A 26,256-nucleotide genomic window follows, 5' to 3' on the forward strand; every position below is an offset into this window, starting at 1 on the left:
CGGCGTTAAACGGGAGTCGCCCCGGCCTCCAGGGCCTTGCGCCGATCGGCATAGACGCGGGCGAGCCAGGCGCAGACCATGAGCTGGATCTGGTGGAACAGCATGAGCGGCAGGACGATGGCGCCGATCGACTGGCCGGCGAAGATGACGCTCGCCATCGGCACGCCGCTGGCAAGGCTCTTCTTCGAGCCGCAGAAGACGGCGGTGATGCTGTCCTCCCGATTGAAGCCGAAGAGCTTCGCGCCGAGGCTGGTGAGCACGAGCACCGCGCCAAGCAGCAGGCCGTCGAGGAGGATGAGGAGGGCAAGGTCCCCGGCTGCGAGCCTGTGCCAGATGCCTTCGGTGACGGCTTCGGAGAAGGCGAGGTAGACGACCATCAGGATCGAGCCGCGGTCGAAGGGTGTCAGCAGCGTCTTCTTCGAGCGGATCCAGTTGCCGATGAAGGGCTGGAGAAGCTGGCCGGCGACGAAGGGCAGGAAGAGCTGCAGCATGATCTTCCAGATCATGTCGAAGGACACGCCGACATGCCCGCCGGCCGAAAACAGCAGCGCGACAAGGGCGGGCGTCAGGAAGATGCCGAGGATGTTGGACGTCGAGGCGGCGCAGATCGCGGCCGGCACGTTGCCGCCGGCAATCGAGGTGAAGGCGATGGAGGACTGCACCGTCGAGGGCAAGACGCACAGGAACAGCAGGCCGAGATAGAGCGGCCCGTCGATCAGCCAGGGCGAGAAGAGGCCGAGACCGAGGCCGAGCAGCGGGAAGACGGCGAAGGTCATGGCGAGGATGAAGAGCTGGAGGCGCCAGTGCAGGAAGCCCGCCACCACGACATCGGTCGAAAGGCGCGCGCCGTGCAGGAAGAAGAGGAGGGCGATCGCCACATTGGTGGCGACGGAGAACCATTCCGCCGGCTCGCCGGAGATCGGCAGCAGCGAGGCGAGGAGGACGGCGCCGATCAGGAGCCAGGTGAACGTATCGGGAAGGAGGCGCTTCATGATCCTGCGGGCAACGGTTGGGTCTCGACAGGTGCGCCAGTTTAGCTATCCTGTTTCGCGATGCAAACGATAACGCTTATCGAGGTTCGCGATATGCTCGATCTCGTCCAGCTCCGCAGTTTCGTCATGGTGGCGCAGACGCGAAGCTTCACGCTCTCCGCCGAGCGGCTGGGCCTCGGCCAGTCGACGGTCAGCCAGCATCTCCAGCGGCTGGAGCGCGGGCTCGGCCGGCGGCTCATCGACCGCGACACCCATGCGGTGCGGCTGACCGCGGACGGCGAGGCGCTGCTTCCCCATGCCCGCCAGCTCCTGGCGCTCGAGCGGCAGGCGGCGGGGCAGTTCGCGAAGGAGGCGCCGCGCGGCCCGTTCCGCCTCGGGGTCTCGGAGGACCTGGTGAGCGGGCAGTTGCCCGGCCTGCTGGAGGATTTCATCGCCGACTATCCCTCTGTCGACCTCCAGCTTTCCGTCGCGCTCTCCAAGACGCTCGCCGAGATGCAGGACCGCGGCGAGCTCGACCTCGTCATGGCCAAGCGCCGGATCGGCGAGCGGCACGGCGATGCGATCCTGCGCGAGCCGCTCGTCTGGCTGGCGAGCGATCCGGAGGCGATGCTGGCCAAGCCGGCGCTGCCGCTCATCGTCTTCCCGCCGCCGAGCCTGACGCGCGTCCTGCTGATGGAGGCGCTGGAGCGCAGCGCAACGGCGTGGCGCATCGTTTGCTCGTGCCAGAGCCTCAGCGGGCTGACGGCCGCCGCGCGCGCCGGCATGGGCGTCCTCGTTCAGCCGCGCAGCCTTGCGCCCGCCGGCCTCAGCGAGATCGCGCCGCCGCTGCTGCCGCCGCTCGACGATGTGGAATTCGTGCTCGTGACGTCGCGCTCGGCCGACCATGCCACCGTCTCGGCCTTCTCCCGCAAGGTGCGGGAGCGCTTCGGCAAGGGCTTTGCCGGTGTCGGGGCGGCCGAGGGCGCGCGGACCGGAGGCGGCCAGCCGCCACGCGCGTTTCCCTAGAGCATTTCCGGTGATCCCGCTTCACCGGAAATGCGCCCATCTTCCTGTTTTTACCGCATTATCCGGCACCGAAGCGATGCCGCTTCGGCTGGAAATGCCTAGCCGATCTTCTCGACGATCGGCGGGACCTTGACGACGGTGAGTTCGGTGGAGCCGGAATCGATGATGGCGAACACCGCCTCCAGCATCTTCGGCACGTCCTGCCGCACCATCTCGATATGGTCACCCAGCATGGCGACGAAGGGGTCCCAGTCGAAGCAGCCGAGATGCGGCACGCCGTCGGCATAGCGGCCGGAATGGCGGATCCAGCGCATGACGCCTTCCAGCGAGATCGTCGAGTTGACGAACATGCCGCGCGGCAGGGTGCTGCGGCTCTCGGCCAGTTGCCGCATGGCGCTTTCCGCCTTTTCGGGCGCGTAGCCGCAGGTCATGACGAGCGCCTCGTCGACCGCGACCCCCGCCTGCGTATGGGCGTCGCGGAACCCGCGCACGCGTTCCATCGTGTTGTGGTCGGAGCCGCGCCCGCCGATGAAGAGGAGAGGAGCCTTCTCGCCGTATTCCCGCTCGCAATTGGCGAGCACGCGGCGCGTCAGTTCCAGCGCGCCGCCGTAATTGTCCGAAATGACCGAGGGCGCGCGGGCGCCGGGAAGGTCGAGATTGACGGTGCGCACGCCGGATGCCGCGCACAGGTCGACGATGCGGTCCGGGTCGGTCGCGCCCGTCGCGATCAGGCAGTCGACCTGGTAGGAGAGCATGGCGCGCGCCGCCTCCACCTCCAGCGCCGGGTCGCGCCGCGTGCAGGTAACGATGGGAAAGAGGCCGCGCTCGCGCGCCAGCGCCTCGAACTGCTCGACGATCGAGCCGAAATAGCGGTTGTCGTATTTCGGCACAATCATGCCGATGATCTTCGAGCGCTCGCGGCGCAGCACGCTCGCCTGCATGTTGAGCGCGTAGCCCTGCTCCTCGGCGATCCTGGTGATCTTCTCGGCGAGCTTCGCGCTGATGCGCCGCTTCTTCCAGTTGCCGTTGAGGACGGCGCTGACGGCGCTCGCCGAGGTGCCCGCCAGCTCCGCCAGATCGTAGATGGTCGTCCTTTTCGTGGGGCTTGTCCGGTTCACATTTCATCTCCGTTTCGAAAGCCACCTTGACACCAATGCGGTTTGGTGGCAATTCTTGCTTCATCGATTGAGCAAGGCTGCTCCATCGATGAAGTTGCCTGAACAGCAAGGCTGACCCAAGGGAGGAGTCAGACGGAGAACCGACGAACCGTACGCTGCGGCTGGCGCCGCCGCGCACGATGACCCGTGCGTTTTGCGCGCGGGAGGCGTCGGCCCGTATCGCCCTGGGCGCCTGAGGTCGCCGGCGAACATGACTTGCGAAAATCAACCGTGGAGGAACCCAATGAAGACGCTCACCCATCTGCTCGCATCGACCGGCCTCGTCCTGTCGCTCGGCACCGCCGCCCTTGCCCAGGAAAACGCGACCGTCGCCTTCCTGATGCCCGACCAGGCCTCGACCCGCTACGAGCAGCATGACTATCCGGGCTTCAAGGCCGAGATGGAAAAGCTCTGCGCGAGCTGCACGGTGATCTACCAGAACGCCAATGCCGACGTCGCGCTCCAGCAGCAGCAGTTCAACTCGGTCATCGCCCAGGGCGCCAAGGTCATCGTGCTCGACCCGGTCGATTCCGCCGCGGCCGCCGCCCTCGTCGAGATCGCCCAGTCGCAGGACGTCAAGGTCATCGCCTATGACCGCCCGATCCCGGACAAGCCGGCCGACTACTACGTCTCCTTCGACAACCAGGGCATCGGCAAGGCCATCGCCCAGTCGCTCGTCGACCACCTGAAGGCCAAGGGCGTTCCCGATGGCGCCGGCGTGCTGGAGATCAACGGCTCGCCGACTGACGCGGCCGCAGGCCTCATCCGCGACGGCATCCACGAGGCGCTCGAAGCCTCGCCGTACAAGACGCTCGCCGAATTCGACACGCCGGACTGGGCGCCGCCGAAGGCACAGGAATGGGCGGCCGGCCAGATCACCCGCTTCGGCGACGAGATCAAGGGCATCGTGGCGGCCAACGACGGCACGGGCGGCGGCGCCATTGCCGCGCTGAAGGCGGCCGGCGTCAAGGAAATGCCGCCGGTCACCGGCAACGACGCGACCATCGCCGCGCTCCAGCTCATCATCTCGGGCGACCAGTACAACACGATCTCCAAGCCTTCGGAGATCGTCGCCGCCGCTGCCGCCAACGTCGCGGTGAAGCTTCTCAAGGGCGAGACGCCGGAAGCCACCCACACGCTCTACGAAACGCCTTCGCAGCTTTTCGTCCCGGCGGTGGTGACGGCCGAGAACATCAAGGCGGAGATCTTCGACAAGGGCATCAACAAGCACGAGGAAGTCTGCACCGGCGAATATGCCGAGGGCTGCCGCAAACTCGGCATCATGCAGTAAGATCGCGCATCGTGCCCGGCCGCGCCCCCGCGCGGCCGGGCATCCCGATCAGCCAGGAGGTCCAGGGGCCATGACAGCCACGCAAGAAAGTGCTCCCGCCAAGGGAGAGCCGGTGCTGCGCCTTCGCGGCGTATCCAAGAATTTCGGCGCCGTATCCGCATTGACCGACATCGAGCTCGACGTGCAGGCCGGCGAAGTCGTCGCGCTCGTCGGCGACAACGGCGCCGGCAAGTCGACGCTGGTCAAGGTGCTGGCCGGCGTGCATCAGCCCTCGTCGGGCACGGTCGAGTTCTGCGGCCGCCAGGTGACGCTCGACAGTCCCGCCAAGGCGCTGGACCTCGGCATCGCCACCGTCTTCCAGGACCTCGCGCTCTGCGAGAACCTCGATGTCGTCGCCAATCTCTTCCTCGGCCACGAAATGTCGCCCTTCGCGCTCGACGAAGTGGCGATGGAGGTGCGCGCCTGGACGCTGCTGCGCGAGCTTGCCGCGCGCATCCCGTCCGTCCGCGAGCCCATCGCCTCGCTTTCCGGCGGCCAGCGGCAGACCGTCGCCATCGCCCGTTCGCTGCTGCTCAATCCCAAGCTCATCATGCTGGACGAGCCGACCGCCGCGCTCGGCGTCGCGCAGACGGCCGAGGTGCTGAACCTCATCGAGCGCGTGCGCGACCGCGGCCTCGGCGTCATCATCATCAGCCACAACATGGAGGACGTGCGCGCCGTCGCCGACCGCATCGTCGTGCTGCGCCTCGGCCGCAACAACGGCATCTTCACGCCCGACTCGTCCAGCCAGGAGCTCGTCTCCGCCATCACGGGCGCCACGGACAATTCCGTCTCGCGCCGTGCCGACCGCAAGTCCGGTCACGTCCAGGAAAACCACGGGGGCGCCGCATGAGCCAGAACCCTTCCAACGCCGCCCAGCCGACGCTCGACCGCAGCGACGAGCGGGTGCGCCACGACGACAGCTTTTCCGCCATGATGCGCGGCTTCATCGACCGCGTGCGCTCCGGCGACCTTGGCATGCTGCCGGTCGCCGTCGGCCTCGTCGTCATTTCCGCGGTGTTCTCCGCGCTCAACCCGATCTTCCTTGCGCCGAACAACCTGGTGAACCTGCTGTTCGACTGCGCCACGGTCGGTGTCATCTCGCTCGGCATCGTCTGCGTGCTGGTGCTCGGCGAGATCGACCTTTCGGTCGGCTCGATGAGCGGCCTCGCCTCGGCCATGGTCGGCGTGCTCTGGGTCAACCAGGGCTGGCCCATCGTCGGCGCCATCCTTGCCGCGCTCGTCGTCGGCGCGGGCGTCGGCCTCCTCTATGCCACGCTCTACAATCGCCTGGGCATGCCGAGCTTCGTCGCCACGCTCGCCGGCCTGCTCGCGCTGCTCGGCATGCAGCTCTACATCCTCGGCCCGACCGGCTCGATCAACCTGCCCTATGCCTCCTCGCTGGTGCGCTTCGGCCAGATCCTCATCATGCCCGACTGGCTGTCCTACACGCTGGCGCTCGCGCCCGGCCTCGCCATGATCGGCCGGGGCCTGCGGACCCGCAGCCAGCGGCTCGCGGTGAACCTCTCCGCCCAGCCGATGCGCGCCCTGATCCTCAAGGCCGTCGTGCTGACGGTCGTGCTGGAAGCGGCCGTCTTCTACCTCAATCTCGGCCGCGGCATTCCGTGGATGTTCGCCCTCTTCGTCGCGCTCGCCGTCATCCTCAACTATGCGCTGACGCGCACCAAGTGGGGCCGCTCCATGTTCGCCGTCGGCGGCAACAAGGAAGCCGCGCGCCGCTCGGGCATCAATGTGCGCCGCATCTACATGAGCGCCTTCATGCTCTGCTCGACGCTGGCGGCGCTCGGCGGCATCCTCTCGGCCTCGCGCCTTGCCTCCTCCAGCCAGCAGGCGGGCACCGGCGACGTCAACCTCAACGCGATCGCGGCGGCGGTCATCGGCGGCACAAGCCTCTTCGGCGGACGCGGCAGCGCCTATTCGGCCCTGCTCGGCATCATCGTCATCCAGGCGATCTCGAACGGCCTGACGCTGCTCAACCTCTCGTCCTCGCTGCGCTACATGATTACCGGCGGCGTCCTTGCCATCGCCGTCATCGTCGACTCGCTCGCCCGTCGCTCCCGCGTCACCCACGGCCGCGCGTAACATATTCGGAATGGAGTTTTTGAAATGGCTGACCTCATGAAGGGCAAGATCGCCGCCATCACGGGCGCCGCCTCCGGCATCGGCCTCGAATGCGCCCGCACCCTGATCGCCGAAGGCGCGAAGGTGGTGCTCGTCGACCGCGCGCAGGAAAGGCTGGAACAGCTCTGCGGCGAGCTCGGCCCGAATGCCCTGCCGCTCGTCGTCGACCTGCTGAAGCCCTCCGAGGTCTCCGGCATGCTGCCGCGCATCCTCGACATCGCCGGCGGGCTCGACGTCTTCCACGCCAATGCCGGCGCCTATATCGGCGGGCCGGTGGCGGAGGGCGACCCGGATGCCTGGGACCGCATGCTGAACCTCAACATCAACGCGGCCTTCCGCTCGGTCCATGCGGTGCTGCCCTACATGATCGAAAAGAAGACGGGCGACATTCTCTTCACCTCCTCGATCGCCGGCGTCGTGCCGGTCGTCTGGGAGCCGATCTACACGGCCTCGAAATTCGCCGTGCAGGCCTTCGTGCACTCGACCCGCCGGCAGGTGGCGCAGCACGGCGTGCGCGTCGGCGCGGTCCTGCCCGGCCCGGTCGTCACGGCGCTCCTCGACGACTGGCCGAAGGAGAAGATGGATGAGGCGCTCGCCAACGGCAGCCTGATGCAGCCGAAGGAAGTGGCCGACGCCGTGCTCTTCATGCTGACGCGCCCGCGCAACGTCACGATCCGCGACCTCGTGATCCTGCCGAACAGCGTCGATCTCTGAGGCAAGAGCGGCGGGCGGCGCAAGGCCGCCCGTCATGACCATTCCCGATTGCAGGCGGTAGAACCATGAACACCTCATCCTCCGCACGCCCCGCGGGCGGCGAACGCTACCTCGTCGGCGTCGATGTCGGCACGGGCAGCGCCAGGGCCGGCGTCTTCGACCTTTCCGGCCGCATGCTGGCCTCCGGCAAGCGCGACATCTCGCTCTTCCGCGAGGCGGGCGCGATGGTGGAGCAGTCGAGCACGGAGATCTGGGCCGCCGTCTGCGCTTCGGTCCGCGAGGCCGTCGCGAAGGCGGGCGTCGCACCGGAGAAGGTCGCCGGCATCGGCTTCGACGCAACCTGCTCGCTGGTCGTCCTCGGCAAGGACGGCGCGCCGCTGCCCGTCGGCCCCTCGGAAGACCCCGAGCGCGACATCATCGTCTGGATGGACCATCGCGCGGTCGACCAGGTCGAGCGCATCAATGCGACGGGGCACCCGGTGCTGCGCTATGTCGGCGGGCGCATCTCGCCGGAGATGGAGACCCCGAAGCTGCTGTGGCTGAAGGAAAACCGCCCGCAGGTGTTCGACGCGGCCTGGCAGTTCTTCGACCTTGCGGATTTCCTCACCTGGCGCGCGACGGGCGATCTTGCCCGCTCCACCTGCACGGTCACCTGCAAGTGGACGTATCTGGCGCATGAGAAGCGCTGGGATCCGGGCTATTTCCACGCCATCGGCCTCGGCGTGCTTGCCGACGAAGGTTTCGCCCGCATCGGCCAGAGCGTCGTCGAGCCCGGCACGCCTGTCGGCGCGGGGCTGACCGCACGCGCGGCGGCGGACCTCGGCCTTGCCGCCGGCACGCCGGTCGGCGCGGGCATGATCGACGCCCATGCGGGCGGCATCGGCACGGTGGGCGTCGACGGCCCGCCGGAAAACAGCCTCGGCTATGTCTTCGGCACGTCCTCCTGCACCATGACCTCGACCCACGAGCCGGTCTTCGTGCCGGGCGTCTGGGGGCCGTATTTCTCGGCCATGGTGCCGGGCATGTGGCTCAACGAGGGCGGCCAGTCGGCCGCGGGCGCGGCCATCGAGCAGCTTCTCTCCTTCCACCCGGCGGCCGGCGAAGCGGCCGAGCGCGCCAGATCGCGCGGCCTCTCCCTGCCGGTCCTGCTGGCGGAACTTGCGGCCGAAAAGGCCGAAACGCTTTCCGGCGTCGCGGGGCTGGCGGACGGCCTGCATGTCGTGCCGGAATTCCTCGGCAACCGCGCGCCCTTCGCCGATCCCCATGCCCGCGCCGCCATCGTCGGCCTCGGCATGGAGCGCGACATCGACAATCTCGTCGCGCTCTACGTCGCCGGCCTCTGCGGCATCGGCTACGGGCTGAAGCAGATCATCGACGCGCAGGCCGCGGCCGGGGCGCCGGTCGAAAAGATCGTCATCAGCGGCGGTGCCGGGCAGCTCGACCTCGTGCGCCAGCTCCTCGCCGACGCGACGGGAAAGCCCCTGCTGGCGACCCGCTCGGAAGAACCCGTCCTGCTGGGCGCGGCCATTCTCGGCAGCGTCGCCGGCAAGGCGTTTGCCGACGTGCGCCCGGCCATGGCCGCGCTTTCGGCGACCGACCGCACCTACCTGCCGGCCGGCGGCGAGACAGCCGACCTCCACGCCGCCCGCTACGACGCCTTCAAGCGGCTCCAGGACCTCGCGCGGAAGATCCGCTAAAGCATTTCCAGCCGAAGCGATCTCGCTTCGGCGTCGGATAATGCGGTAAAAAACAAGGATATGGAGCATTTCCAGCAAAGGCGCGCAGCGGTTTTGCGTTCGGAAATGCTTTTGCGCCTCACTCGACGAGCGGGGCCACCTCCGTCTCGGCGCGGCCGCGCAGCGGCTTTTCCGGCATGAGGCGGAAGACGAGGAGCGAGAGCGCCGTGGCGACGGCGCAGGCGGCGAAGATATAGGTGAAGGCCGTCGCCGATGCGGGGATGCTGCTCGCCGTCTGCAGCGCCTCGCCGCCGAGCGGCAGGCCGTTGCCGAGCGCGATGGCGCCGAGCATCGCCACGCCCAGCGCCCCGCCGAGCGAGCGCAGGAAGGTGAGGACCCCCGTCGCCACGCCGAGATGGGCCTGGTCGACCGCGTTCTGGACGGAGACGGTGGCGACCGGGAAGGTCATGCCGGTGCCGAAGCCCACGCCGATCGTCAGGAGCTCCAGCACGGCAAGCGACGTCCGCCCGGCAAGGAAGGCCAGCGCGGCAAGGCAGGCGAAGCTGAGCGTCACCCCGACGATGGCGATCCGCCTGTAATGGACGAAGCGCGGGATCGTGCGCCCGCTGGTGGTGGCGCCGAGCACGGTGCCGAGCAGCAGCCCGAGCATTGCGATGCCGGAGCCGCCGGCCGAAAGCCCGTGGAAGGATTGCAGGTAGACGGGGATATAGACCGACAGGCCCACATTGGCGCCCTGCACGAGGAACATGGCGAGCGTCCCGTAGCGCACGATCGGATTGGCGAGGACTTCCAGTGAGATCAGCGGCTCGGCCGCGAGCCGGAGCCGCAGGGCAAAGGCGGCCCACAGGACGAGCGAGCCGGCGAGCAGCCCCGTGATCATCGGCGAGAGCCAGGAATAGCGGCTGCCGCCCCAGTTGAGCGCGAGCAGCAGCAGCGCGGTGGCGGCGACGAGCAGCCCGGCGCCCGCCGCGTCGATGCGGTGCTTGCGGGCGGCGACGGGGAGCTTCTTCAGCGGATTGTTGATGATCGCCAGCGCCGCCAGCCCGAGCGGGATGTTGATCCAGAAGATCAGCGACCAGTGCGCGTGTTCGGCGAAGGCGCCGCCGAGCAGCGGGCCGGCGATGCTGGCGACGGCCCAGGTGCCGGAGATCCAGGCGGCATAGCGCGCACGTTCGCGCGGGGGCACGAGGTCGCCGATCACGATCTGCGAAAGGGCGAAGAGGCCGCCGCCTCCGAGCCCCTGCACCGCGCGGCCGACGATCAGCACCAGCATGCTGGGCGCGAGCGCGCTGATCAGCGATCCCGCAAGGAAGATGACGATGGCGGCGAAGATGGTCGGCCGGCGGCCGTAGACGTCGGAGATCTTGCCGTAGAGCGGCGCCATGGCGGTCGCCGTCAGCAGGTAGCCCGTCACGATCCAGGGCAGGTAGTCGGCATGGCCGAGCGCATGGCCGATCGTCGGCATGGCGGGCGCCACGATCGTCTGGTCGAGCGCGGCGAGGAGCATGGAGAGAAGAACGCCGGCGATGATGACGTTCTTTTCCTGTTCCGACAGGGCGGGGGCCGTCGCTGCCGTTCCGTCCGGGTGACGTGCGTCGTTCATGCGTGCGTTCCGTTTCGAGATGCGGAAGGCACGGCCGCTTCGGTTCGAGTGAACGCGGGCCGTGCGCTGGCGATACCACCGTAGAACACGTTCCCTGCGGTCAAGTCCACCCACTTGCGGCCCGCCGGCCCGGCAAACCCGTTGCGCCGCCCTCAGCCCGCCGCCTGGCCGAGCGTCCTTTCCACATCGGCGAAGGTTTCCTGGAGGACGGCGATCAGGTGGTCCGCGTCGCGCCGGGAGAAGATCATCGGCGGGCGCAGCTTGAGCACGTTGTCATGCGGGCCTTCCGTGCCCATCAGCACGCCGCACCGGCGGGCGCCGTTGGCGACGGCGCGGGCGAAGTCGGTGGCGGGCGCCTTGCTGGCCCGGTCCCTCACCAGTTCGATGCCGAGGAAGAGGCCAAGGCCCCGCACGTCGCCGATCACCGCGTGGCGCTCCTGCATGTCGCGGAAGGCGTCCATGAGATAGGTGCCGATCGCCAGTGCATTGCCGCGCAGGTCCTCGTCCTCGATGACGTCGAGCACGGCAAGGCCGACGGCGCAGGACACAGGGTTGCCGCCGAAGGTGTTGAAATATTCCATGCCGTTGTCGAAGCTGTCGGTGACCTCGCGGGTCGTCACCACGGCGGCGAGCGGATGGCCGTCGCCGATCGGCTTGCCCATGGTCACGATGTCGGGCACGACGCCCTGCGTCTCGAAGGCCCACCAATGGCTGCCGACGCGGCCGAAGCCGACCTGCACCTCGTCCGCGATGCAAACTCCGCCCGCCGCGCGCACCATCCGGTACACCTCTTTCAGGTAACCCTCCGGCAGGAAGACCTGGCCGGCGACGCTTGGGATGGATTCGGCGATGAAGAAGCCGGGGGCCTCGCCCTTGGCCTGCATGGCGGCGATCAGTTCGGCGACGCTTTCGGCAAAGCGCCTGCCGTGTTCCCCGGCGGGCCAGTCCGCCGGGGCACGGTAGCTGTCCGGGACAGTGGCGACATGGACATGCGGCTTCTGCCCCTGGCCGCCCTTGCGGCGGAACTTGTACGGGCTGATGTCGATCAGCTCCTGCGTCGTGCCGTGATAGGACCAGTCGAGCGTGATGGCGTTCTCGCGGCGGGTATGGGCGCGCATCAGGCGCAGCGCGAGGCCGTTGGCCTCCGACCCGCTGTTGACGAAGCCGGCGACCGTCAGCGCCTTCGGCAGCGTTCCCGTCAGGCGCTCGGCATAGGCGACGATGTTGTCATGTAGGTAGCGGGTGTTGGTGTTGAGCGTCGCGGCCTGCCGCGCCATCGCCTCCACCACGGCGGGATGGGCATGGCCGATGTGGCAGACATTGTTGAAGCAGTCGAGATAGGCCCGGCCGCTGTCGTCGATCAGCCAGACGCCTTCGCCGCGCACGAACTTGATCGACCTGTCGTAGGAGATGGAAAGGTTCGGCAGCAGCAATTCGCGCCGCAGCCGGACGATCTCGTCGTGCGGGCGGCCTTCCCGCGCTTGGAATTCCTGCGCGATGCCGCCGAAGCCGCGCGCGTCGGGGAAGAGTTCGGCCCAGACGTCGAGATAGCGCGGTTCGCCAACGCCGAGGATTTCGGTCGCCGACAGGGCCGTGTCGGTGGAAAGCTGGAGGTGGAGGTGCGGCGCCCAGCCGCCGTTTTCCGAAGGCGCGCCCATCTCGCCGACGAGCGCGCCGGCCTCCAGCCGGTCGCCGGCTTTCAGGCGGCCCATCGCCTCGTGGGCGAGATGGCCCCAGAGCGACATGAAGGGCGGGCATCCCTCCGGCTCGTGGCGCAGCGCGATCAGGCAGCCGTAGCCGAGCGGGTCCTTCTCGATCTCGACGCTGGCGACGGTGGCGGCAAGCGGCGTGAAGACCTTCGTGCCGGCGGCCATGAAGAGATCGAGGCCGAGGTGGCGGGTGCGGCGCGCCTTCTCGATGAAGCGCGAGACGAACATCTCCCCGGCATAGACGCTGCGCTCCTCGCCCCAGGGGCCGATGCCGAGCTCGACGCCGTTTTCGCGGCAATGGTCATCCCAGACCGCCTGCGCCGCGTCCGGCTGCCCGGCGGCGGACATCACCGTCATCGGATGGGCCGGGTCGCCATAGGGCACGAGCGCGGCCGGATAGGTCGCGGCGGGGCGTTCGAGCAGGGGCGCCAGGGATTTGCGGTTGGCGGCGATCCAGTCCATGACGGCGCGTGCGCCGGGCGCGGCCTCGAAGCCGCAGGCCTTGCGCAGGATGGCGGCGGCGAAGCGCGGATTCATCCGGTCGAGCTTGCGCAGCAGCGTCCAGGCGGGGCGCTCGCTGATCGCCAGATAGGGATTGTCGCCGGTATGGGCACGGCGCGAGGCGGAGATCGTCACCGAGGCGACGAGGCGGATGGCGATGAGGTCGTAGAGAAGGTCGACCTCCTCCTCCATGAGCGGATATTCCGCATGATAGCCGGCCACGATGGCGGCGGCCGCGCCGATCGGATCGGCATGGTCGAGGCCGGCATAGGCGGCGGCGATGGCGACCTCGGCCACCACAGGCGCATGGAGCGCGTCGCCGAAATCGATGAGGCCGGAAATGCGGTCGGGATATGCGTTGTCGACCAGCACGTTCCAGTCGTTCGCGTCGTTGTGGATGACGGCGGCGCGCAGGGTCGCAAGGCGCGGCTCAATCGCGCAGAAGCGGGCGAGGAACCGTTCGAGCAACGCGCGGTCCTCGGAAGCCGTGACATGGTGCAGCCGGTCGGCCGAGCGGCCGGCCTTGCGGATGTCCCAGTCGAGGTCGCGCAGCGCGCCCGGATGCATGAAGCCCTTTAGGGCGGCATCGAACCGGCCGAGCATCCGGCCGAGGGAGACGAGCGCGGCATCGCTGCGCTGCGTCTCGGCAAGGGGCTGCCCGTGCACCCAGCTGACGAGGCGGACGCAGTGGCCGGCGCCGGCCGGGCTGGTGGCGCGGGCAAGGCTTTCGCCGGCGAGCGTCGGGCGGATGTGCGGCACCGGCAGGCCGCCGGCATGGGCCCCGACATGGGCGAGAAGCGCCGTCTGGAAGTCGCTCTCCACCTCCGGCTCGGCGGCATTGACGATCTTCAGGATGAAGGTGCCCTCCGGCGATTCCACCTTGAAGTTCTGGTCGCGCTCGCTGGAAAGCGGCGAGAGCGTGCCTTTCAGCCCGTAGTGTTCGGCAAGCAGCGCGGCGGCGGCGTCGGTGGAAAAGTCCGGGGTCGTCTTCAGCATGTCGTTCATGGCAATCCTCGTTCCGGCGAGAGACTGGCATGGACGGGTGCATGGCGCATCCGGCAACATGCCGGTTGTGCCGGCACTTTGTTTGGACTAACCGTCATCTTGCCGGCGCCTGAGGGGAGGGGATCATGCAGGATACGGACGCCACCGACCGGACGATCCTCGCCATCCTCTCGCGCGAGGCGCGCATCCCCATGAAGGCGCTGGCCGGGCGGATCGGCCTTTCGCGCAGCGCCACCACGGAGCGGGTGGCGCGGCTGGAAAAGGCCGGCATCATCCGCGGCTACCGCGCCGATATCGGCCAGCTCGACGACGGGCAGATCGAGGCCTTCCTGCTCGTCACGCTCACGCGGACCCCCTCGATCGGCGTGCTCGACCGGCTTGCCGGCTTTGCGGCGGTGCGCAAGGTCTCCTCGGTCAGCGGCCAGCTCGATCTCGTCGTGGAGGTCGAGGTCGGCTCGATCAACGCGCTCAACGAGTTGCGCAACGAAATCTCCGTCATCGACAATGTCGAGGACCTCACCACCTCCATCGTGCTGCGGCGGGACATCGAGCGGAGCTGACCTTACGGGCCGCTCTTGACGTTCATCATGTGGCCGCATGTCTTCATCCGTTTATTTCATGGCGCGGCGATCCGGCGTGCTTGACTCCGGCAAGGCGGCCTTGTCACACTCGGTTGTCAGACAACTTACATAAATGGGGATCCCGGCTGACGGATCAAAAGGAGGACCACATGAAAAAGCTCTTCATGCGACTGGCCGTAGGCGCCGCTTTCGTCGCAGCCGCCGTCTCGGCCCATGCCGGTCAGACGCTGGACCGGGTGATGGAAAAGAAGGCGATGGTCGTCGCCACCAACAGCGGCTGGCCGCCCCAGAGCTACCTCGACGACAACAACGAGATGGTTGGCTTCGACATCGACGTGTCCCGCGAGATCGCCAAGCGCCTCGGCGTCGAGGTGAGCTTCGAGACGCCGGACTGGCAGACGCTGACCGGCGGCCGCTGGCAGGGCCGCTACGATCTCGGCGTCGGCTCGGTGACGCCCACCAAGGCGCGCGCCCAGGTCATCGATTTCGTCGGCATCTACTATTACAGCCCCTATGTCTACGTGGTCCACAAGGACAGCGACGCCAAGACCGTCACCGACCTCAACGGCAAGGTGATCGGCGTCGAGACGGCGACGACCTCCGAGGACTTCATCAACCGCCGCCTGGAGATCGACGCGCCGGGCCTGCCGCCGATCGAGTACAAGCTGGAGCCGGGCGAGGTGCGCACCTTCGCCGATTCCATGCTGCCCTTCGACGACCTGCGCCTCGGCAACGGCGTGCGCCTCGATGCGGTGATCGCGCCCGAGCAGACGGCGATGAACGCCATCAAGAACGGCTATCCGGTCAAGGTCATCGAGGGCGAATATGCCTTCCGCGAGCCGCTCGTCGTGATCGCCGAGAAGGTCGATCCGGACTGGACCGCCAAGGTCGGCGGCATCATCGAGGAGATGAAGAAGGACGGCACGCTCGCAACGCTGACCACCAAGTGGTACGGCAAGGACTACAGCGCCGACTGAGCGCGCGCGAACGACCGGCGCGGGCGGCCTTCGCCCGCGCCCCATGCCTTGGGGGGAGTGTGAGCATGGCCTATCCGGACACCTATTATAAGAGAACCATGGCGGACCAGACGGCGCGCCCGGCCCTTTCGGGCACGGTCGAATGCGACGTCGCGGTCGTCGGCGGCGGCCTTGCCGGCCTTTCGGCGGCCCTGCAGCTCGCCCGCGCCGGCAAGCGCGTCACGGTGCTGGAGGCCGAGAGCGTCGGCTTCGGCGCCTCCGGCCGCAACGGCGGCTTCGTCAGCCCGGGCTATGCGACGGGCAGCGAGGAGATCGCCCGCGTCGCCGGTAAGGAAAAGGCCCGCCAGCTCCACCTTCTTTCCATCGAGGGCGTCGAGTTCATCCGCGACAACATCCGCACGCTCGGCATCGACGATGCCAGGCCTGTGCCGGGCATCATGAGCGTGCTGCGCTACGACGACGGCGCGAGCCTGAAGGCCTATGCCGAGGAATCGCGCCGGCAATACGACTACGAGCTCGAATACATGGACCGCGACGCGGTGCGCGCGGTGCTGAAGTCGGAGCGCTATTTCCAGGCGCTGCGCAATCCAGGTGCCTTCCACATGCATCCGCTCAACTACCTGCGCGGCCTTGCCCGCGAGATCGAGCGGCTCGGCGGGCGCATCTGCGAGCAGTCGCCGGTGACCGCATCCGACCTCGACGGCCCCGAAAAGCGGCTGAAGGCGGCGGGCGGCGAGGTCAGGGCGCGCGACGTCCTCTTCACCACGGGCGGCTATACGGGCGCGCTCAACGGCAGGCTCAAGCGCTCCTTCCTGCCGATCGCCACCTATGTCATGGTCAGCGAGGAGGCGCCGGAGCTGATCGCCTCGGCCATCGCCACGTCCGACGCCATCGGCGACAACCGCCGCGCGGGCGACTATTACCGCGTGGTCGACGGCGGCCGCCGCCTGCTGTGGGGCGGGCGCATCACCACCCACGCCGCCTCCACGGCGGGCCTCGTGCGCGAGCTGCGCGCCGAGATGGTCGGCACCTACCCGCAGCTTGCCGGCCTGAAGACGGAGCTCGCCTGGTCGGGCCTGATGTCCTACGCCCGCCATCTCATGCCCCAGATCGGGCGCATGAGCCCCGGCGTCTGGTACTGCACCGCCTTCGGCGGGCATGGCCTCAACACGACGGCGATCGGCGGCAAGGTCATCGCCGAGGGCATTCTCGGCGAGAGCGATCGCTACCGGCTCTACGAGCCCTTCGGCCTCGTCTGGGCCGGCGGGCTTGCCGGCCTTGCGGTCGCGCAACTCACCTACTGGAAGCTCCAGGCGCAGGACTGGTGGCGCGAGCGCGCCGCCTGAACGGCATGCGCAAACCGGCAAACGAAACGGAAAAGGGTGGAACATGATCGGTCGGCTGATACTCACCTATCCCGAGGCGGCGCGCCGGGTCGGGAGCCTGCTCGTCCTCGCCGTCGTCGTGGCGGCGCTCTATTCCATGGGCATCAGCTCGGCCTGGATCGGCCATCTCCTGCCGTCCTCGCTGGACTGGCTGGCGGCCAACCCCACCGCGGGCCGGCTGGTCTCGGCGCTGCTCATCGCGCTGATCCTGGCGGCCAACTGGAAGGCGCTGCGCCAGCTCTCGCGGCGCCAGCAGGTCGTCGCCGTCTGGCTGGAGCTGTTCGTGCTCCTGATGATGTTCTTCTATTCCTTCGACCTCTCCTTCACCTTCATCGCCAAGAAGATCGGCTTCCTCATCACGCAGGGCGTGACGACGACGCTTTACATCTCCGCCATCTCCATCGTCATCGCCACGGTCATCGCGCTGGCGGGCGCCATCGCCAAGCTGTCGAGCAACGGCGTGATCTACGGCCTTGCGACCTTCTACACCTCGCTCTTCCGCGGCCTGCCGCTGTTGATGCAGATCTACATCATCTATCTTGGCCTGCCGCAGGTCGGCTACGTCATCAGCGCCGTGCCGGCCGGCATCCTCGCGCTGTCGCTGTGCTACGGCGCCTACATGACGGAGATCTTCCGCGCCGGCATCCAGAGCATCAACCGCGGCCAGACGGAGGGCGCGACGGCGCTCGGCCTCAGCCCGAGCCAGACGATGGCGCTCGTCATCCTGCCGCAGGCGATGCGGGTCATCATCCCGCCGACCGGCAACCAGTTCATCGCCATGCTGAAGGATTCCTCGCTCGTCTCCGTCGTCGGCGTCTGGGAGATCATGTATCTCGCCCGCACCCAGGGCCAGACCGAGTTCCGTCATATCGAGATGCTGATCACCGCCTCGATGATCTACTGGATCCTGTCGATCTGCCTGGAATATGCCCAGTCCCGCATCGAGGAACGCTTCGGCCGCTTCAATGTCCGCTGAGGCTCCCGCGACAGGAGGCGAGGGCGCGCCGTTCGTGCCCTCCAACGGCCGCGGCGCGATGCTCGTGCTCGCGGCCTTCGCCGTCTTCTCGGCGACCGATGCCATCGTGAAGATCATGGCCGCGACGATGCCGCCGCCGCAGGTGACGTTCCTCTTCACGACATCGGCGCTCGGCCTGTTGCTGCTGCATGCGCTTGCCACCGGCCGCATGCACCGCCTGGTGCCGCGCCAGCCGGCGCTCGCCTTCTGGAGGGCGCTCCTTCTGGCGCTCGACACGCTGCTGATCCACTACGCCTTCGCGCGGCTGCCGCTGGCCGAGGCCTATCTCATCGCCTTCCTGACGCCGGTCCTCGTCGCGATGCTCGGTTTCTTCCTGCTGCGGGAGCGGCTTTCACCCGTCGCCTGGGCCGGTGTGCTGGTCGGCTTCGTCGGCGTCGTCGTGGCGCTGAAGCCGGGCGTCGCGCCGCTCAATCTCGGCCATGCGGCGGCCTTCGGCTCGGCGGTGCTCTTCGCCGTCTCGCTGATCCTGCTGCGCCGCACGAAGATGGTCGAGACGGACGCAGCGCTCGTTTCGAGCCTGCTCGTGGTGATGTCGCCCGTCGCGCTTGCCGTGGCGCTCGCCTCCGGCGGGCTGTCGACGATCGGCACGACGAACCTTGCCTATGCGGCCGCCGGCGGCGCGATGATGCTCGCCGGCCATGCGCTGCTGGTGCGCGCCTTCCGCGTCGGCGAGGCCTCGGTGATCGCGCCGTTCCAGTACAGCCAGATCATCTGGGGCTGCCTCTACGGCGCCGTCCTCTTCGCAAGCCCGGTGGAGATGCACACGCTCGCCGGCGCGGCGATCATCGCCGTGTCGGGCTGGCTCGTCCTGAAATGACGGTCGGAACGGCGTCGGCTCCTGCGGGACGCCGGCACCAATGTTGTAAGACAACTGATCTGACGTCATGCCCTGTCAAGCCGGTCGAGCGAGGCCGGCATCCGGCAGAAGAGTAACATATTGCGCAGGGTTGCGGCCGGGCCGCGTTGTGCTTGACCGACCCGGATTTGTCAGACAGGAAGGGCGGCAGGACCAATGACCAGACGAGGCAATCCTGTGGAGGAACCCCTTCGCGATTCGCGCACCCTTGCCGTTCAGCTCAGGGACAGGATCGCCGATCTCATCCGCGAGGAGGGGCTGAAGCCGGGCGACAGGCTGCCGACGGAAGCCCAGCTCACGCAGCGCTTCAAGATCTCGCGGCCGGCCCTGCGCGAGGCGCTGAAGCTGCTGGAGCAGGACGACGTGATCTCTGTCGAGCATGGCCGCGGTCGCTTCGTATCCGCGCTTTCCGCCATCCAGGTCGACCGCCCGATCACCGTCTTCGAGAGCGTCACCGACATGGCGCGCCACTACGGCTACGTCACGGCCAACAGAGTGCTGTCGATCGCCGAGGAGGCCCCCGACAGGCCTGTGGCCGAAAGCCTGCGGCTCGGGCCGGCCGACCGGGTCATCCGCCTCGAACGCATCCGCCTGCACGATGACGAGCCGATCCTCTACTGCATCGACTACGTGCCGCGCGGCCTCGTTCCGGGCAGGCTCTACGACATCGACTGGAGCGGCTCGCTGATGGACCTGCTCGAACGCTACGGCAAGCGCCCGCGCATGTCGGCGGCGAACGTCTCGTCCGTCATGCTGCCCGACGACGTCGTGGAGCGCCACGGCCTGCGCGACTTCGGCCCCGCGCTGCTCATCACCGAGACCTGCTTCAATGCGGCGGGCGAGCCGGTGAACTATGCCGTCGATTATCACCGCGGCAGCCACTTCACCTTCAGCCTCACCCGCAAATAGGCCCGGTTCCCGCCCTCAGTCGCCGACCGGCACGGCGAGCCCGGCCTTCACCCGGTCCATGGCGACGAAGGTGCGGAAGCGCTTGACATTGTTGTTGCCGAAGAAGAGGCGGCGGGTCAGCGCCTCGTAGTCGGCCATGGCCGGCACCACCACGACGAGGATGAAGTCGGCCTCGCCGGTGACGTAGTAGCATTGCTGGATTTCCGGCGATGCCTCGAAGGCGCGCTTGGCCGCCTCGATGTGCTCGGCCGTCTCGCTGATCACCTCCACCTCGACGAAGATGGTGATGGACTGGCCGACCGCGACCGGATCGACGACGGCGACGTTCGCCCGGATGACGCCCTCCTCCGTCATGCGCCTTATGCGCCGCTGCACGGCGGGCGCGGAGAGGTTGACCGCTTCGCCGATGGCGCGCTGCGGGGTCGTGTTGTCCTTCTGCAGGATGGCGAGGATCTTCCTGTCGAAGGCGTCGAGGCGCGGCGGGGTCATCGGATTAGGGCTCCGGGCGAAACAAACTTGCAAAACACCGGGCGAATATCAGCGCTTTTCTCGGTGGCGTTGCAATATCCTTCAGCAATCAAACGAAAGGGCCGCCCATGTTTCTGATGAACAGCCACGCCGATCACCGTTCGCCGCTCGATCCGCGCGATGCCGAGACGCTCGGCGCCGCGGGCGCTGCCGCGGTGGAGCGGCATCTTTCCTTCCGCGACAATCACGCCGAGACGCCGCTGGTGGCCCTGCCGGGGCTTGCCGCAAGGCTCGGCGTCGGGGCGATCCATGTGAAGGACGAGGGGCATCGCCTCGGGCTCGGCAGCTTCAAGGCGCTGGGCGGGGCCTATGCGGTCATACGGCTGGTGCTGGAGGCGGCGGGCGAGCGGCTGGGCCGCCCGGTCGACATGGTCGACCTGCACGCGCCTGACGTGGCGGCCGTCGCGCGCGGCATGACCTTCGCATGCGCCACGGACGGCAACCACGGCCGGTCGGTCGCGCAGGGCGCCCGGCTCGTCGGCGCGCGGGCTGCCATCTTCGTGCATTCCGGCGTCAGCGACGAGCGCGTCGCCGCCATCGCCCGCTACGGCGCGCAGATGATCCGCGTTGCCGGCACCTACGACGATTCCGTCCGCGAGGCGGCGCGGGTGGCGGCGGAGAAGGGCTGGACGATCGTCTCCGACACGTCCTGGCCGGGATACGAGCGCATTCCGGGCCTCGTGATGCAGGGCTACACGGCGCTGCTGCGCGAGGCGCTGCGCACGCTGCCGGCGCCGCCGACCCATGTCTTCGTCCAGGCCGGCGTCGGGGGCATCGCCGCGGCGGTCGCCGGGCATCTGGCGCTCGAATTCGGCGCGGCGCGGCCGGTTTTCACCGTCGTCGATCCGGCGCGGGCGGCCTGCCTCTTCGAGAGCGCGCGGGCCGGCCGGCCGGTGACGATCGCCCATGGCGAGCCGACCGTGATGGCCATGCTGGAATGCTACGAGCCCTCGCTCGTCGCCTGGCGCGTGCTTTCGCGCGCCGCCGATGCCTTCATGACGGTCGGGGAGGAGGATGCGGTCGCCGCGATGCGGCAGCTCGCACGCCCCGTCGCCGGCGACCCCGCCATCGTGGCGGGCGAGAGCGGCGGCGTCGGCCTTGCCGGCCTGATGCGCGCCGCGGCCGATCCGGCCGCCAGGGCGGCGCTCGGCCTCGACGGGACGGCGCGCATTCTCGTGGTGAACACCGAGGGCGCCACGGATCCCGGCAGGTACGAGGAGATCGTCGGCCTCTCGCCCGCCGCCGTCGCGGCCGCTAACGGGAAGGACGCGGCATGACCCCTCTTTCGATCGACGCCGAACGCCTGCTCGGCCGCATCCGCACGCTCGGGTCCATCGGCCGCGACGCGGACGGCCGCCTCGTGCGCCTTGCCGCCTCGGATACGGACCGGGAGGGCCGCGACCGGTTGGTCGCCTGGCTGGAGGAGGCCGGCCTCGACGTCGCCGTCGACCGGATCGGCAATATCTTCGGCATCTGGCGGCCGGCGGGGATGGAGGATGCCGCGCCGCTGATGCTTGGCTCGCATATCGATACCGTCATCGACGCCGGCATCTATGACGGCTGCTACGGCGTGCTGTCGGGGCTGGCGGTGATCGAGACGCTGAAGGCCGCCGGCTTTTCGCCGGCGCGTCCGCTTGCCGTCGCCGCCTTCACCAACGAGGAGGGCGTGCGCTATGCGCCCGACATGATGGGCTCGCTGGTCCATGCCGGCGGGCTTTCCGTCGAAGCGGCGCTGGCGACGGTCGGGACGGACGGGACGGTGCTGGGCAGGGAACTCGAACGCATCGGCTATGCCGGCGGCAACGCGCCCGGTTTCCTCACGCCCCATGCCTATGTCGAGCTGCATATCGAGCAGGGTCCGGTGCTGGCGCACGAGGGCATCGCCATCGGCGCCGTCGAGACCCTGCAGGGCATTTCCTGGCAGAAGGTGACGATCGACGGCAAGGCCAACCATGCGGGCACCACGCCCATGGCGATGCGGCAGGATGCCGGCCATGCGGCCGCCCGCGTCGTCGCCTTCCTGCGCGAGCGCGCACGGGCGTCGCAGACGCCGACGGTGGCGACGGTCGGCTGCATGGCCTTCGAGCCCAATGCCATCAACGTCATCCCCGCGCGGGCGACCTTCACGGTGGACCTGCGCGATCCCGACGAGGCCCGGCTGCGGGAGGAGGAGGCCGCGCTTGCCGCCTTCCTCGACCGGTTGGCGCAGGAGGAGAAGGTCGCGATCTCCGTCGAGCGGCTTGCCCGGTTCGAGCCGGTGACGTTCGATGCGCGCATCGTCGGGCGGATCGAGAGCGCGGCGCGGGCGCGCGGCCTTTCCCACCGGCGCATGACCTCCGGCGCGGGGCACGATGCGCAGATGATGGCCCGCATCGCGCCGGCCGCCATGATCTTCGTTCCCAGCATCGCCGGCATCAGCCACAATCCCGCCGAGCGAACGGAGGATGCCGACCTTGTCGCCGGGGCCAATGTGCTGCTGGATGTGGTTCGCGCAATGACGGCGGAGGGAGCATCGCCATGACAATCGACAGGAACGCCCTTCACGCGGAGATGACGGCATGGCGGCGCGACCTCCATGCCCATCCGGAATTCGGTTTCGAGGAGGTGCGGACCGCGGCCTTCGTCGCGCGCAAGCTGCGCGAGTTCGGCCTCGACGAGGTCGTGGAGGGGGTCGGCGGGACGGGGGTCGTGGGCACGCTCCGGCGCGGCGCGGGCAACCGCTCCATCGCGCTTCGGGCGGACATGGACGCGCTGCGCATCACCGAGCAGGGCGACAGGGCCTACCGCTCGCAGGCCTCCGGCGTCATGCATGCCTGCGGCCATGACGGGCACACCGCGATGCTGCTCGGCGCGGCGCGGATGCTGGCGGAGGAGGGCGGCTTCGACGGCACGGTCCGCTTCCTCTTCCAGCCGGCGGAGGAGTGGGGCAGGGGTGCGCTCGCCATGCTCGCCGACGGGCTGATGGAGCGCTTTCCCTTCGACGAGATCTACGGCATCCACAACATGCCGGGCCTGCCGGTCGGCCGCTTCGAGACGCGGCCGGGCGCGCTGATGTCGGCGGAGGACAATTTCGAGATCGTGCTCGAAGGCGTCGGCGGCCATGCCGCGCGGCCGCACTGGGGCAACGAGGTGCTGGTCGCCGCCTGCGCCCTCGTCATCAATCTCCAGACCATCGTCTCGCGCCGCCTCAGCCCTACGGATGTCGGCGTCGTCTCGGTAACGGAACTCGTCACCGACGGCACGCGCAACGCCCTGCCGGGCCTTGCCCGCGTGCTGGGCGACGCCCGCAGCTTCCGCCCGGAGGTGAGCGCGCAGATCGAGCGGCAGATGCGCATCATCGCCGAGGGCACGGCGCTCGCGCACAATGTCGCCGCCACGGTCACCTATACGCGCGAATTCGTGCCGCTGCTGAACGATCCGGACCTCGTCGAGGAGGCCTTCGCGGTCGCCCGCGGCTTCCTGCCGGCGGAGAATGTGGCGCTGGCCGCCGAGCCGATGACAGGCTCGGAGGATTTCGCCCATTTCCTCGCCCATGCGCCCGGCTGCTTCGTCTTCCTCGGCAACGGGGAGGCTTCCGCGCCGCTGCACAATCCCGGCTACGATTTCGACGACAGGGGACTGCTCCACGGCGCCGATTTCCATGCGGGCATCGCGCGGCGGCGGCTGGCGGCCTAGCTTTTGCGGCGGATCGGCGGATAGCGGGCGGTTGTAAACGAAATCCTCATAAGAGCGCATTAGCGTGTTCCGAATGATGGAATGATCCCATGTCTCCGCAGCGAGTCCCGATGGCATGAGCAGGCCTGACAGCGCAGTTTCGATCCCCCTTTCCACGCCCGGCGCGTCCGCCGAGGCCGAAGGCCCCGGGCGTTCCCGCCAGGAGGTGGACTTCTGGATGAACTGCGTCGGCGCGCCGCTGCTTCTCATGGAACGGCAGACGCTGACCGTGCGCCGCGCCAACCGCAACGCCGCGGTCCTGTTCGGCGTGGGCCTGGAGCCGTTCGGGCCGTGCCCCGTCGAGGACCTCGTCGGGTCCGAGGCCGCGATGATGCTCGGCCAGATCTGGAACGTCGCCCCGGTCGGCGTGCCGGGCGAACCCTTCCTCATCCGCGCCGTCGTGCAGGAGCAGGAGCGCATGCTGATGGTGCAGGTCACCAAGCTTGCGGTGGAAGACGAGATCCTGCGCCTCTTCACCTTCATGGACGCGCCGCCGCAAGGCTCCGTGACGCTTGCGGGATGGCAGGAGAACGTCATTTCCCTGCTCAACTGGCTGCCGTTCGGCTTCGAGATCGCCAGCGCCGACGACCAGATCCAGTTCGCCAATTCCACCTTCAAGGAGCTGTTCGGCTATTCGCAGGACGACATCGCCAATATCGAGGACTGGTGGCGGCTCGTCTATCCCGATCCGGACTATCGCGCCTTCGCCCGCGCGCAATGGTACTCGTCCATCGCCGCCGCGCGCGCGGAGAACCGCGAGATGACGCCGTTCGACCTCGAGGTGGCGACGGCGAGCGGCGCGCGGCGGACGATCCAGTTCCGCCATCGCACCATCGGCAATTTCCACGTCAACCTCTATATCGACGTGACGCGCGAGCGCGCCTACGCGCAGGAACTGCGGGTCCTTGCCGATACCGATCCGCTCACCGGGGCGATGAACCGCCGCCGCTTCTTCGAGGAGGCGGACCGGCTTCATGCGCAAGGCGGCGGCCACGACATGCCGATCGCCTTCCTCATGCTCGACATCGACCACTTCAAGTCGATCAACGACCGGCACGGCCATGGCGTCGGCGACCTCGTGCTCATCGAGTTCACCGAACGCTGCCGCGCGCTGCTCCAGGCGGATGACTGTTTCGGCCGGATGGGCGGCGAGGAGTTCGCCGTCGTGCTGAGAAGGCCGGACCAGCGGGCCGTGGCCGATGTCGCCGAGCGCATCCGTGCGGCCGTCGAAGACCAGCCGTTCTGCACCGCCCGCCTGCCGGTCTCCGTCAGCGTGGGCGCCGCGATCGGCGAGCGCGGGGAGAGCGTGGGATCGATCATCTCCCGTGCCGACAATGCGCTCTACGATGTCAAGAAGGCCGGCCGCAACCGGGTGATCATCCGGTAGCCGCCGCACGCCTTGCAGCACGGTCGCCGCCCCGGCGGGGCCGGCGCAGGAATGTCCCACTTCGTCTCAAAAGTGTGTTCCGCCCCCGCTAGGGTTGAGCCCGCCCGGCCGAAATATGAAAAATTTCGGGGTGAGGAGAGAATTTTCTGGCGGTTCCAAGCGTTCCGGTCGGGTGGGGTACAAGATGCTTACCGAGGCAACCAGGCTGGGCCTCCCGCGCCCATCCCGCGGAGACAGCGAACAACGGCTGATCGTCATCGTGGCTCGACCGGCTTTCCTGGTCGAGTGCCTGGCGGAAGTGCTGCGTCGCCGTTTTCACGGGCACGACGTCGTCGTCGACGACGAACCGGACGTGCTGCGCGAGCAGAAATCGCGCATCCGCCTCGTCCTCCACTATCACAGCGATACGGCGGAGATCGCCCGGCGCATCGACGATGCCGGCGTGCGCAGCGCGTCGACCGCCGTCGGCGTCCTCATCGACGATCCGCGCGGCTTCGACCCGATCCTGGAAGCGATGGCCGAGGAACAGCGCATCGACGGCATATTGCCGCTCAACATTCAGCTCGACGTGTTCCTGGCCGGCGTGGAACTGATGATCAGGGGAGGCGAGCACTTTCCCTCCGCGCTGCTGCGACGGCTGAAACCCGGCAACGGTGTGGCCGGGATCGCCGGCGGTACGCCCGGGATGGTGGCAATCGCCGATCCCGACGATCGTCCCGCCGCTCCCGGCACGCACGAAGCCCGCCTGACGACGCGGGAGGTCGAGATCCTCGATCTCCTGTACAAGGGCACCCAGAACAAGCTCATCGCCCACCGCCTCAAGCTGTCGGAAAACACGGTGAAGGCCCATATCCGCAACATCTACAGGAAACTGCGCGTCACCAACCGGACGGAGGCGGCCAGGCGGTATTTCCACGAGGCCCGCAACGGCGGGCGCAGGACGACGGGCGCCGGCTGACGCGTCTTCGAGATGCCCCGGGTTATACCCGGCTCCTCCAAAGGGGTTATTTGACTCCAATTTGATTAAT

The 26,256-nt window shown here is 68.3% G+C and carries 22 protein-coding genes; 17 read left to right on the top strand and 5 right to left on the bottom strand.

Features of this window, described 5'->3' with window-relative positions:
* Window positions 1-5: 5 nt before the first annotated feature.
* Window positions 6-992 (bottom strand): bile acid:sodium symporter family protein, encoded by a 987-nt coding sequence (locus L0976_RS10880; protein ID WP_234187304.1) that lies wholly within the window; start codon window positions 990-992, stop codon window positions 6-8.
* Between the two features lie 93 nt (window positions 993-1,085).
* On the opposite strand from L0976_RS10880, the gene L0976_RS10885 reads away from it, so the two are divergent.
* Window positions 1,086-1,997, top strand: a complete 912-nt coding sequence (locus L0976_RS10885; RefSeq protein WP_234187305.1) for a LysR family transcriptional regulator — start codon at window positions 1,086-1,088, stop codon at window positions 1,995-1,997.
* Between the two features lie 98 nt (window positions 1,998-2,095).
* Here L0976_RS10885 and L0976_RS10890 read toward each other — a convergent pair whose 3' ends face one another.
* Window positions 2,096-3,115, bottom strand: a complete 1,020-nt coding sequence (locus L0976_RS10890; RefSeq protein ID WP_203320329.1) for a LacI family DNA-binding transcriptional regulator — start codon at window positions 3,113-3,115, stop codon at window positions 2,096-2,098.
* A 283-nt stretch (window positions 3,116-3,398) separates the two neighbouring features.
* On the opposite strand from L0976_RS10890, the gene L0976_RS10895 reads away from it, so the two are divergent.
* The 5 genes from L0976_RS10895 (at window position 3,399) to L0976_RS10915 (ending at window position 9,037) form a co-directional block, all read left to right on the top strand.
* Window positions 3,399-4,445: a sugar ABC transporter substrate-binding protein gene (locus L0976_RS10895; protein WP_234187306.1), complete on the top strand. Its 1,047-nt coding sequence runs from the start codon at window positions 3,399-3,401 to the stop codon at window positions 4,443-4,445.
* A 70-nt stretch (window positions 4,446-4,515) separates the two neighbouring features.
* Window positions 4,516-5,337 carry an ATP-binding cassette domain-containing protein gene (locus tag L0976_RS10900; RefSeq protein ID WP_203320331.1) on the top strand — a complete coding sequence of 274 codons (822 nt, stop codon included), beginning with the start codon at window positions 4,516-4,518 and terminating at the stop codon, window positions 5,335-5,337.
* Window positions 5,334-6,587: a sugar ABC transporter permease gene (locus L0976_RS10905; protein WP_203320332.1), complete on the top strand. Its 1,254-nt coding sequence runs from the start codon at window positions 5,334-5,336 to the stop codon at window positions 6,585-6,587. The genes L0976_RS10900 and L0976_RS10905 overlap by 4 nt, the downstream gene beginning before the upstream one ends.
* 24 nt (window positions 6,588-6,611) lie before the next feature.
* The gene (locus L0976_RS10910) at window positions 6,612-7,340 is read left to right on the top strand and encodes an SDR family oxidoreductase (protein ID WP_234187307.1); all 729 of its coding nucleotides are present in this window, start codon (window positions 6,612-6,614) and stop codon (window positions 7,338-7,340) included.
* 65 nt (window positions 7,341-7,405) lie between these two features.
* Entirely contained in the window at window positions 7,406-9,037 is a 1,632-nt protein-coding gene (locus tag L0976_RS10915; RefSeq protein ID WP_234187308.1) for an FGGY-family carbohydrate kinase, read from the top strand.
* Between the two features lie 118 nt (window positions 9,038-9,155).
* Here the strand turns inward: L0976_RS10915 and L0976_RS10920 are convergent, their stop codons facing one another.
* Both L0976_RS10920 and L0976_RS10925 read right to left on the bottom strand, forming a co-directional pair.
* Entirely contained in the window at window positions 9,156-10,640 is a 1,485-nt protein-coding gene (locus L0976_RS10920) for an MDR family MFS transporter (RefSeq protein WP_234187309.1), read from the bottom strand.
* A 152-nt stretch (window positions 10,641-10,792) separates the two neighbouring features.
* A complete protein-coding gene (locus L0976_RS10925) occupies window positions 10,793-13,855 on the bottom strand; it encodes an aminotransferase class III-fold pyridoxal phosphate-dependent enzyme (RefSeq protein ID WP_234187310.1) in 3,063 nt (1,020 codons plus the stop codon).
* Window positions 13,856-13,980: 125 nt separating this feature from the next.
* On the opposite strand from L0976_RS10925, the gene L0976_RS10930 reads away from it, so the two are divergent.
* The 6 genes from L0976_RS10930 to L0976_RS10955 all read left to right on the top strand — a co-directional run bounded on the left by L0976_RS10930 (window position 13,981) and on the right by L0976_RS10955 (window position 19,599).
* Window positions 13,981-14,415 carry an Lrp/AsnC family transcriptional regulator gene (locus L0976_RS10930; protein WP_234187311.1) on the top strand — a complete coding sequence of 145 codons (435 nt, stop codon included), beginning with the start codon at window positions 13,981-13,983 and terminating at the stop codon, window positions 14,413-14,415.
* Window positions 14,416-14,585: 170 nt separating this feature from the next.
* On the top strand, window positions 14,586-15,413 hold the full coding sequence (locus tag L0976_RS10935) for a transporter substrate-binding domain-containing protein (protein ID WP_203320338.1): 828 nt from the start codon (window positions 14,586-14,588) through the stop codon (window positions 15,411-15,413).
* Between the two features lie 65 nt (window positions 15,414-15,478).
* Complete coding sequence (locus L0976_RS10940; protein ID WP_234187312.1) at window positions 15,479-16,759, top strand: FAD-binding oxidoreductase; 1,281 nt, start codon at window positions 15,479-15,481, stop codon at window positions 16,757-16,759.
* A gap of 43 nt (window positions 16,760-16,802) precedes the next feature.
* The gene (locus tag L0976_RS10945; protein ID WP_234187313.1) at window positions 16,803-17,774 is read left to right on the top strand and encodes an amino acid ABC transporter permease; all 972 of its coding nucleotides are present in this window, start codon (window positions 16,803-16,805) and stop codon (window positions 17,772-17,774) included.
* Complete coding sequence (locus tag L0976_RS10950; protein WP_234187314.1) at window positions 17,764-18,651, top strand: DMT family transporter; 888 nt, start codon at window positions 17,764-17,766, stop codon at window positions 18,649-18,651. Before L0976_RS10945 ends, L0976_RS10950 begins: the two co-directional genes overlap by 11 nt.
* A 216-nt stretch (window positions 18,652-18,867) precedes the next feature.
* Window positions 18,868-19,599, top strand: a complete 732-nt coding sequence (locus tag L0976_RS10955) for a GntR family transcriptional regulator (protein ID WP_234187315.1) — start codon at window positions 18,868-18,870, stop codon at window positions 19,597-19,599.
* Window positions 19,600-19,614: 15 nt separating this feature from the next.
* On the opposite strand, the gene L0976_RS10960 is transcribed toward L0976_RS10955, so the two are convergent.
* Window positions 19,615-20,088 carry an Lrp/AsnC family transcriptional regulator gene (locus L0976_RS10960; protein WP_234187316.1) on the bottom strand — a complete coding sequence of 158 codons (474 nt, stop codon included), beginning with the start codon at window positions 20,086-20,088 and terminating at the stop codon, window positions 19,615-19,617.
* A 107-nt stretch (window positions 20,089-20,195) separates the two neighbouring features.
* Between L0976_RS10960 and L0976_RS10965 the strand changes: the two genes are divergently transcribed.
* The 5 genes from L0976_RS10965 to L0976_RS28765 all read left to right on the top strand — a co-directional run bounded on the left by L0976_RS10965 (window position 20,196) and on the right by L0976_RS28765 (window position 26,186).
* Complete coding sequence (locus tag L0976_RS10965; protein WP_234187317.1) at window positions 20,196-21,404, top strand: diaminopropionate ammonia-lyase; 1,209 nt, start codon at window positions 20,196-20,198, stop codon at window positions 21,402-21,404.
* Complete coding sequence (locus L0976_RS10970; protein WP_234187318.1) at window positions 21,401-22,648, top strand: Zn-dependent hydrolase; 1,248 nt, start codon at window positions 21,401-21,403, stop codon at window positions 22,646-22,648. The genes L0976_RS10965 and L0976_RS10970 overlap by 4 nt, the downstream gene beginning before the upstream one ends.
* On the top strand, window positions 22,645-23,802 hold the full coding sequence (locus L0976_RS10975) for a M20 aminoacylase family protein (RefSeq protein ID WP_234187319.1): 1,158 nt from the start codon (window positions 22,645-22,647) through the stop codon (window positions 23,800-23,802). The genes L0976_RS10970 and L0976_RS10975 overlap by 4 nt, the downstream gene beginning before the upstream one ends.
* A gap of 115 nt (window positions 23,803-23,917) precedes the next feature.
* Entirely contained in the window at window positions 23,918-25,228 is a 1,311-nt protein-coding gene (locus tag L0976_RS10980; protein ID WP_234187320.1) for a sensor domain-containing diguanylate cyclase, read from the top strand.
* Between the two features lie 259 nt (window positions 25,229-25,487).
* The gene (locus tag L0976_RS28765) at window positions 25,488-26,186 is read left to right on the top strand and encodes a response regulator transcription factor (protein ID WP_234187321.1); all 699 of its coding nucleotides are present in this window, start codon (window positions 25,488-25,490) and stop codon (window positions 26,184-26,186) included.
* Window positions 26,187-26,256 lie beyond the last annotated feature (70 nt).

Origin of the sequence: Shinella sp. NM-101, from assembly GCF_021401195.1 — a bacterium.
In the GTDB taxonomy this organism is placed as follows: domain Bacteria; phylum Pseudomonadota; class Alphaproteobacteria; order Rhizobiales; family Rhizobiaceae; genus Shinella.

What these genes read in the sequence shown, in the direction of transcription:
- L0976_RS10920 (WP_234187309.1), bottom strand. Translation starts at nt 10,640, where the DNA reads ATGAACGACGCACGTCACCCGGACGGAACGGCAGCGACGGCCCCCGCC.
- L0976_RS10880 (WP_234187304.1), bottom strand. Translation starts at nt 992, where the DNA reads ATGAAGCGCCTCCTTCCCGATACGTTCACCTGGCTCCTGATCGGCGCC.
- L0976_RS10905 (WP_203320332.1), top strand. Translation starts at nt 5,334, where the DNA reads ATGAGCCAGAACCCTTCCAACGCCGCCCAGCCGACGCTCGACCGCAGC.
- L0976_RS10975 (WP_234187319.1), top strand. Translation starts at nt 22,645, where the DNA reads ATGACAATCGACAGGAACGCCCTTCACGCGGAGATGACGGCATGGCGG.
- L0976_RS10925 (WP_234187310.1), bottom strand. Translation starts at nt 13,855, where the DNA reads ATGAACGACATGCTGAAGACGACCCCGGACTTTTCCACCGACGCCGCC.
- L0976_RS10960 (WP_234187316.1), bottom strand. Translation starts at nt 20,088, where the DNA reads ATGACCCCGCCGCGCCTCGACGCCTTCGACAGGAAGATCCTCGCCATC.
- L0976_RS10965 (WP_234187317.1), top strand. Translation starts at nt 20,196, where the DNA reads ATGTTTCTGATGAACAGCCACGCCGATCACCGTTCGCCGCTCGATCCG.
- L0976_RS10970 (WP_234187318.1), top strand. Translation starts at nt 21,401, where the DNA reads ATGACCCCTCTTTCGATCGACGCCGAACGCCTGCTCGGCCGCATCCGC.
- L0976_RS10935 (WP_203320338.1), top strand. Translation starts at nt 14,586, where the DNA reads ATGAAAAAGCTCTTCATGCGACTGGCCGTAGGCGCCGCTTTCGTCGCA.
- L0976_RS10910 (WP_234187307.1), top strand. Translation starts at nt 6,612, where the DNA reads ATGGCTGACCTCATGAAGGGCAAGATCGCCGCCATCACGGGCGCCGCC.
- L0976_RS10950 (WP_234187314.1), top strand. Translation starts at nt 17,764, where the DNA reads ATGTCCGCTGAGGCTCCCGCGACAGGAGGCGAGGGCGCGCCGTTCGTG.
- L0976_RS10945 (WP_234187313.1), top strand. Translation starts at nt 16,803, where the DNA reads ATGATCGGTCGGCTGATACTCACCTATCCCGAGGCGGCGCGCCGGGTC.
- L0976_RS10885 (WP_234187305.1), top strand. Translation starts at nt 1,086, where the DNA reads ATGCTCGATCTCGTCCAGCTCCGCAGTTTCGTCATGGTGGCGCAGACG.
- L0976_RS10915 (WP_234187308.1), top strand. Translation starts at nt 7,406, where the DNA reads ATGAACACCTCATCCTCCGCACGCCCCGCGGGCGGCGAACGCTACCTC.
- L0976_RS10895 (WP_234187306.1), top strand. Translation starts at nt 3,399, where the DNA reads ATGAAGACGCTCACCCATCTGCTCGCATCGACCGGCCTCGTCCTGTCG.
- L0976_RS10930 (WP_234187311.1), top strand. Translation starts at nt 13,981, where the DNA reads ATGCAGGATACGGACGCCACCGACCGGACGATCCTCGCCATCCTCTCG.
- L0976_RS10980 (WP_234187320.1), top strand. Translation starts at nt 23,918, where the DNA reads ATGAGCAGGCCTGACAGCGCAGTTTCGATCCCCCTTTCCACGCCCGGC.
- L0976_RS10940 (WP_234187312.1), top strand. Translation starts at nt 15,479, where the DNA reads ATGGCCTATCCGGACACCTATTATAAGAGAACCATGGCGGACCAGACG.
- L0976_RS10900 (WP_203320331.1), top strand. Translation starts at nt 4,516, where the DNA reads ATGACAGCCACGCAAGAAAGTGCTCCCGCCAAGGGAGAGCCGGTGCTG.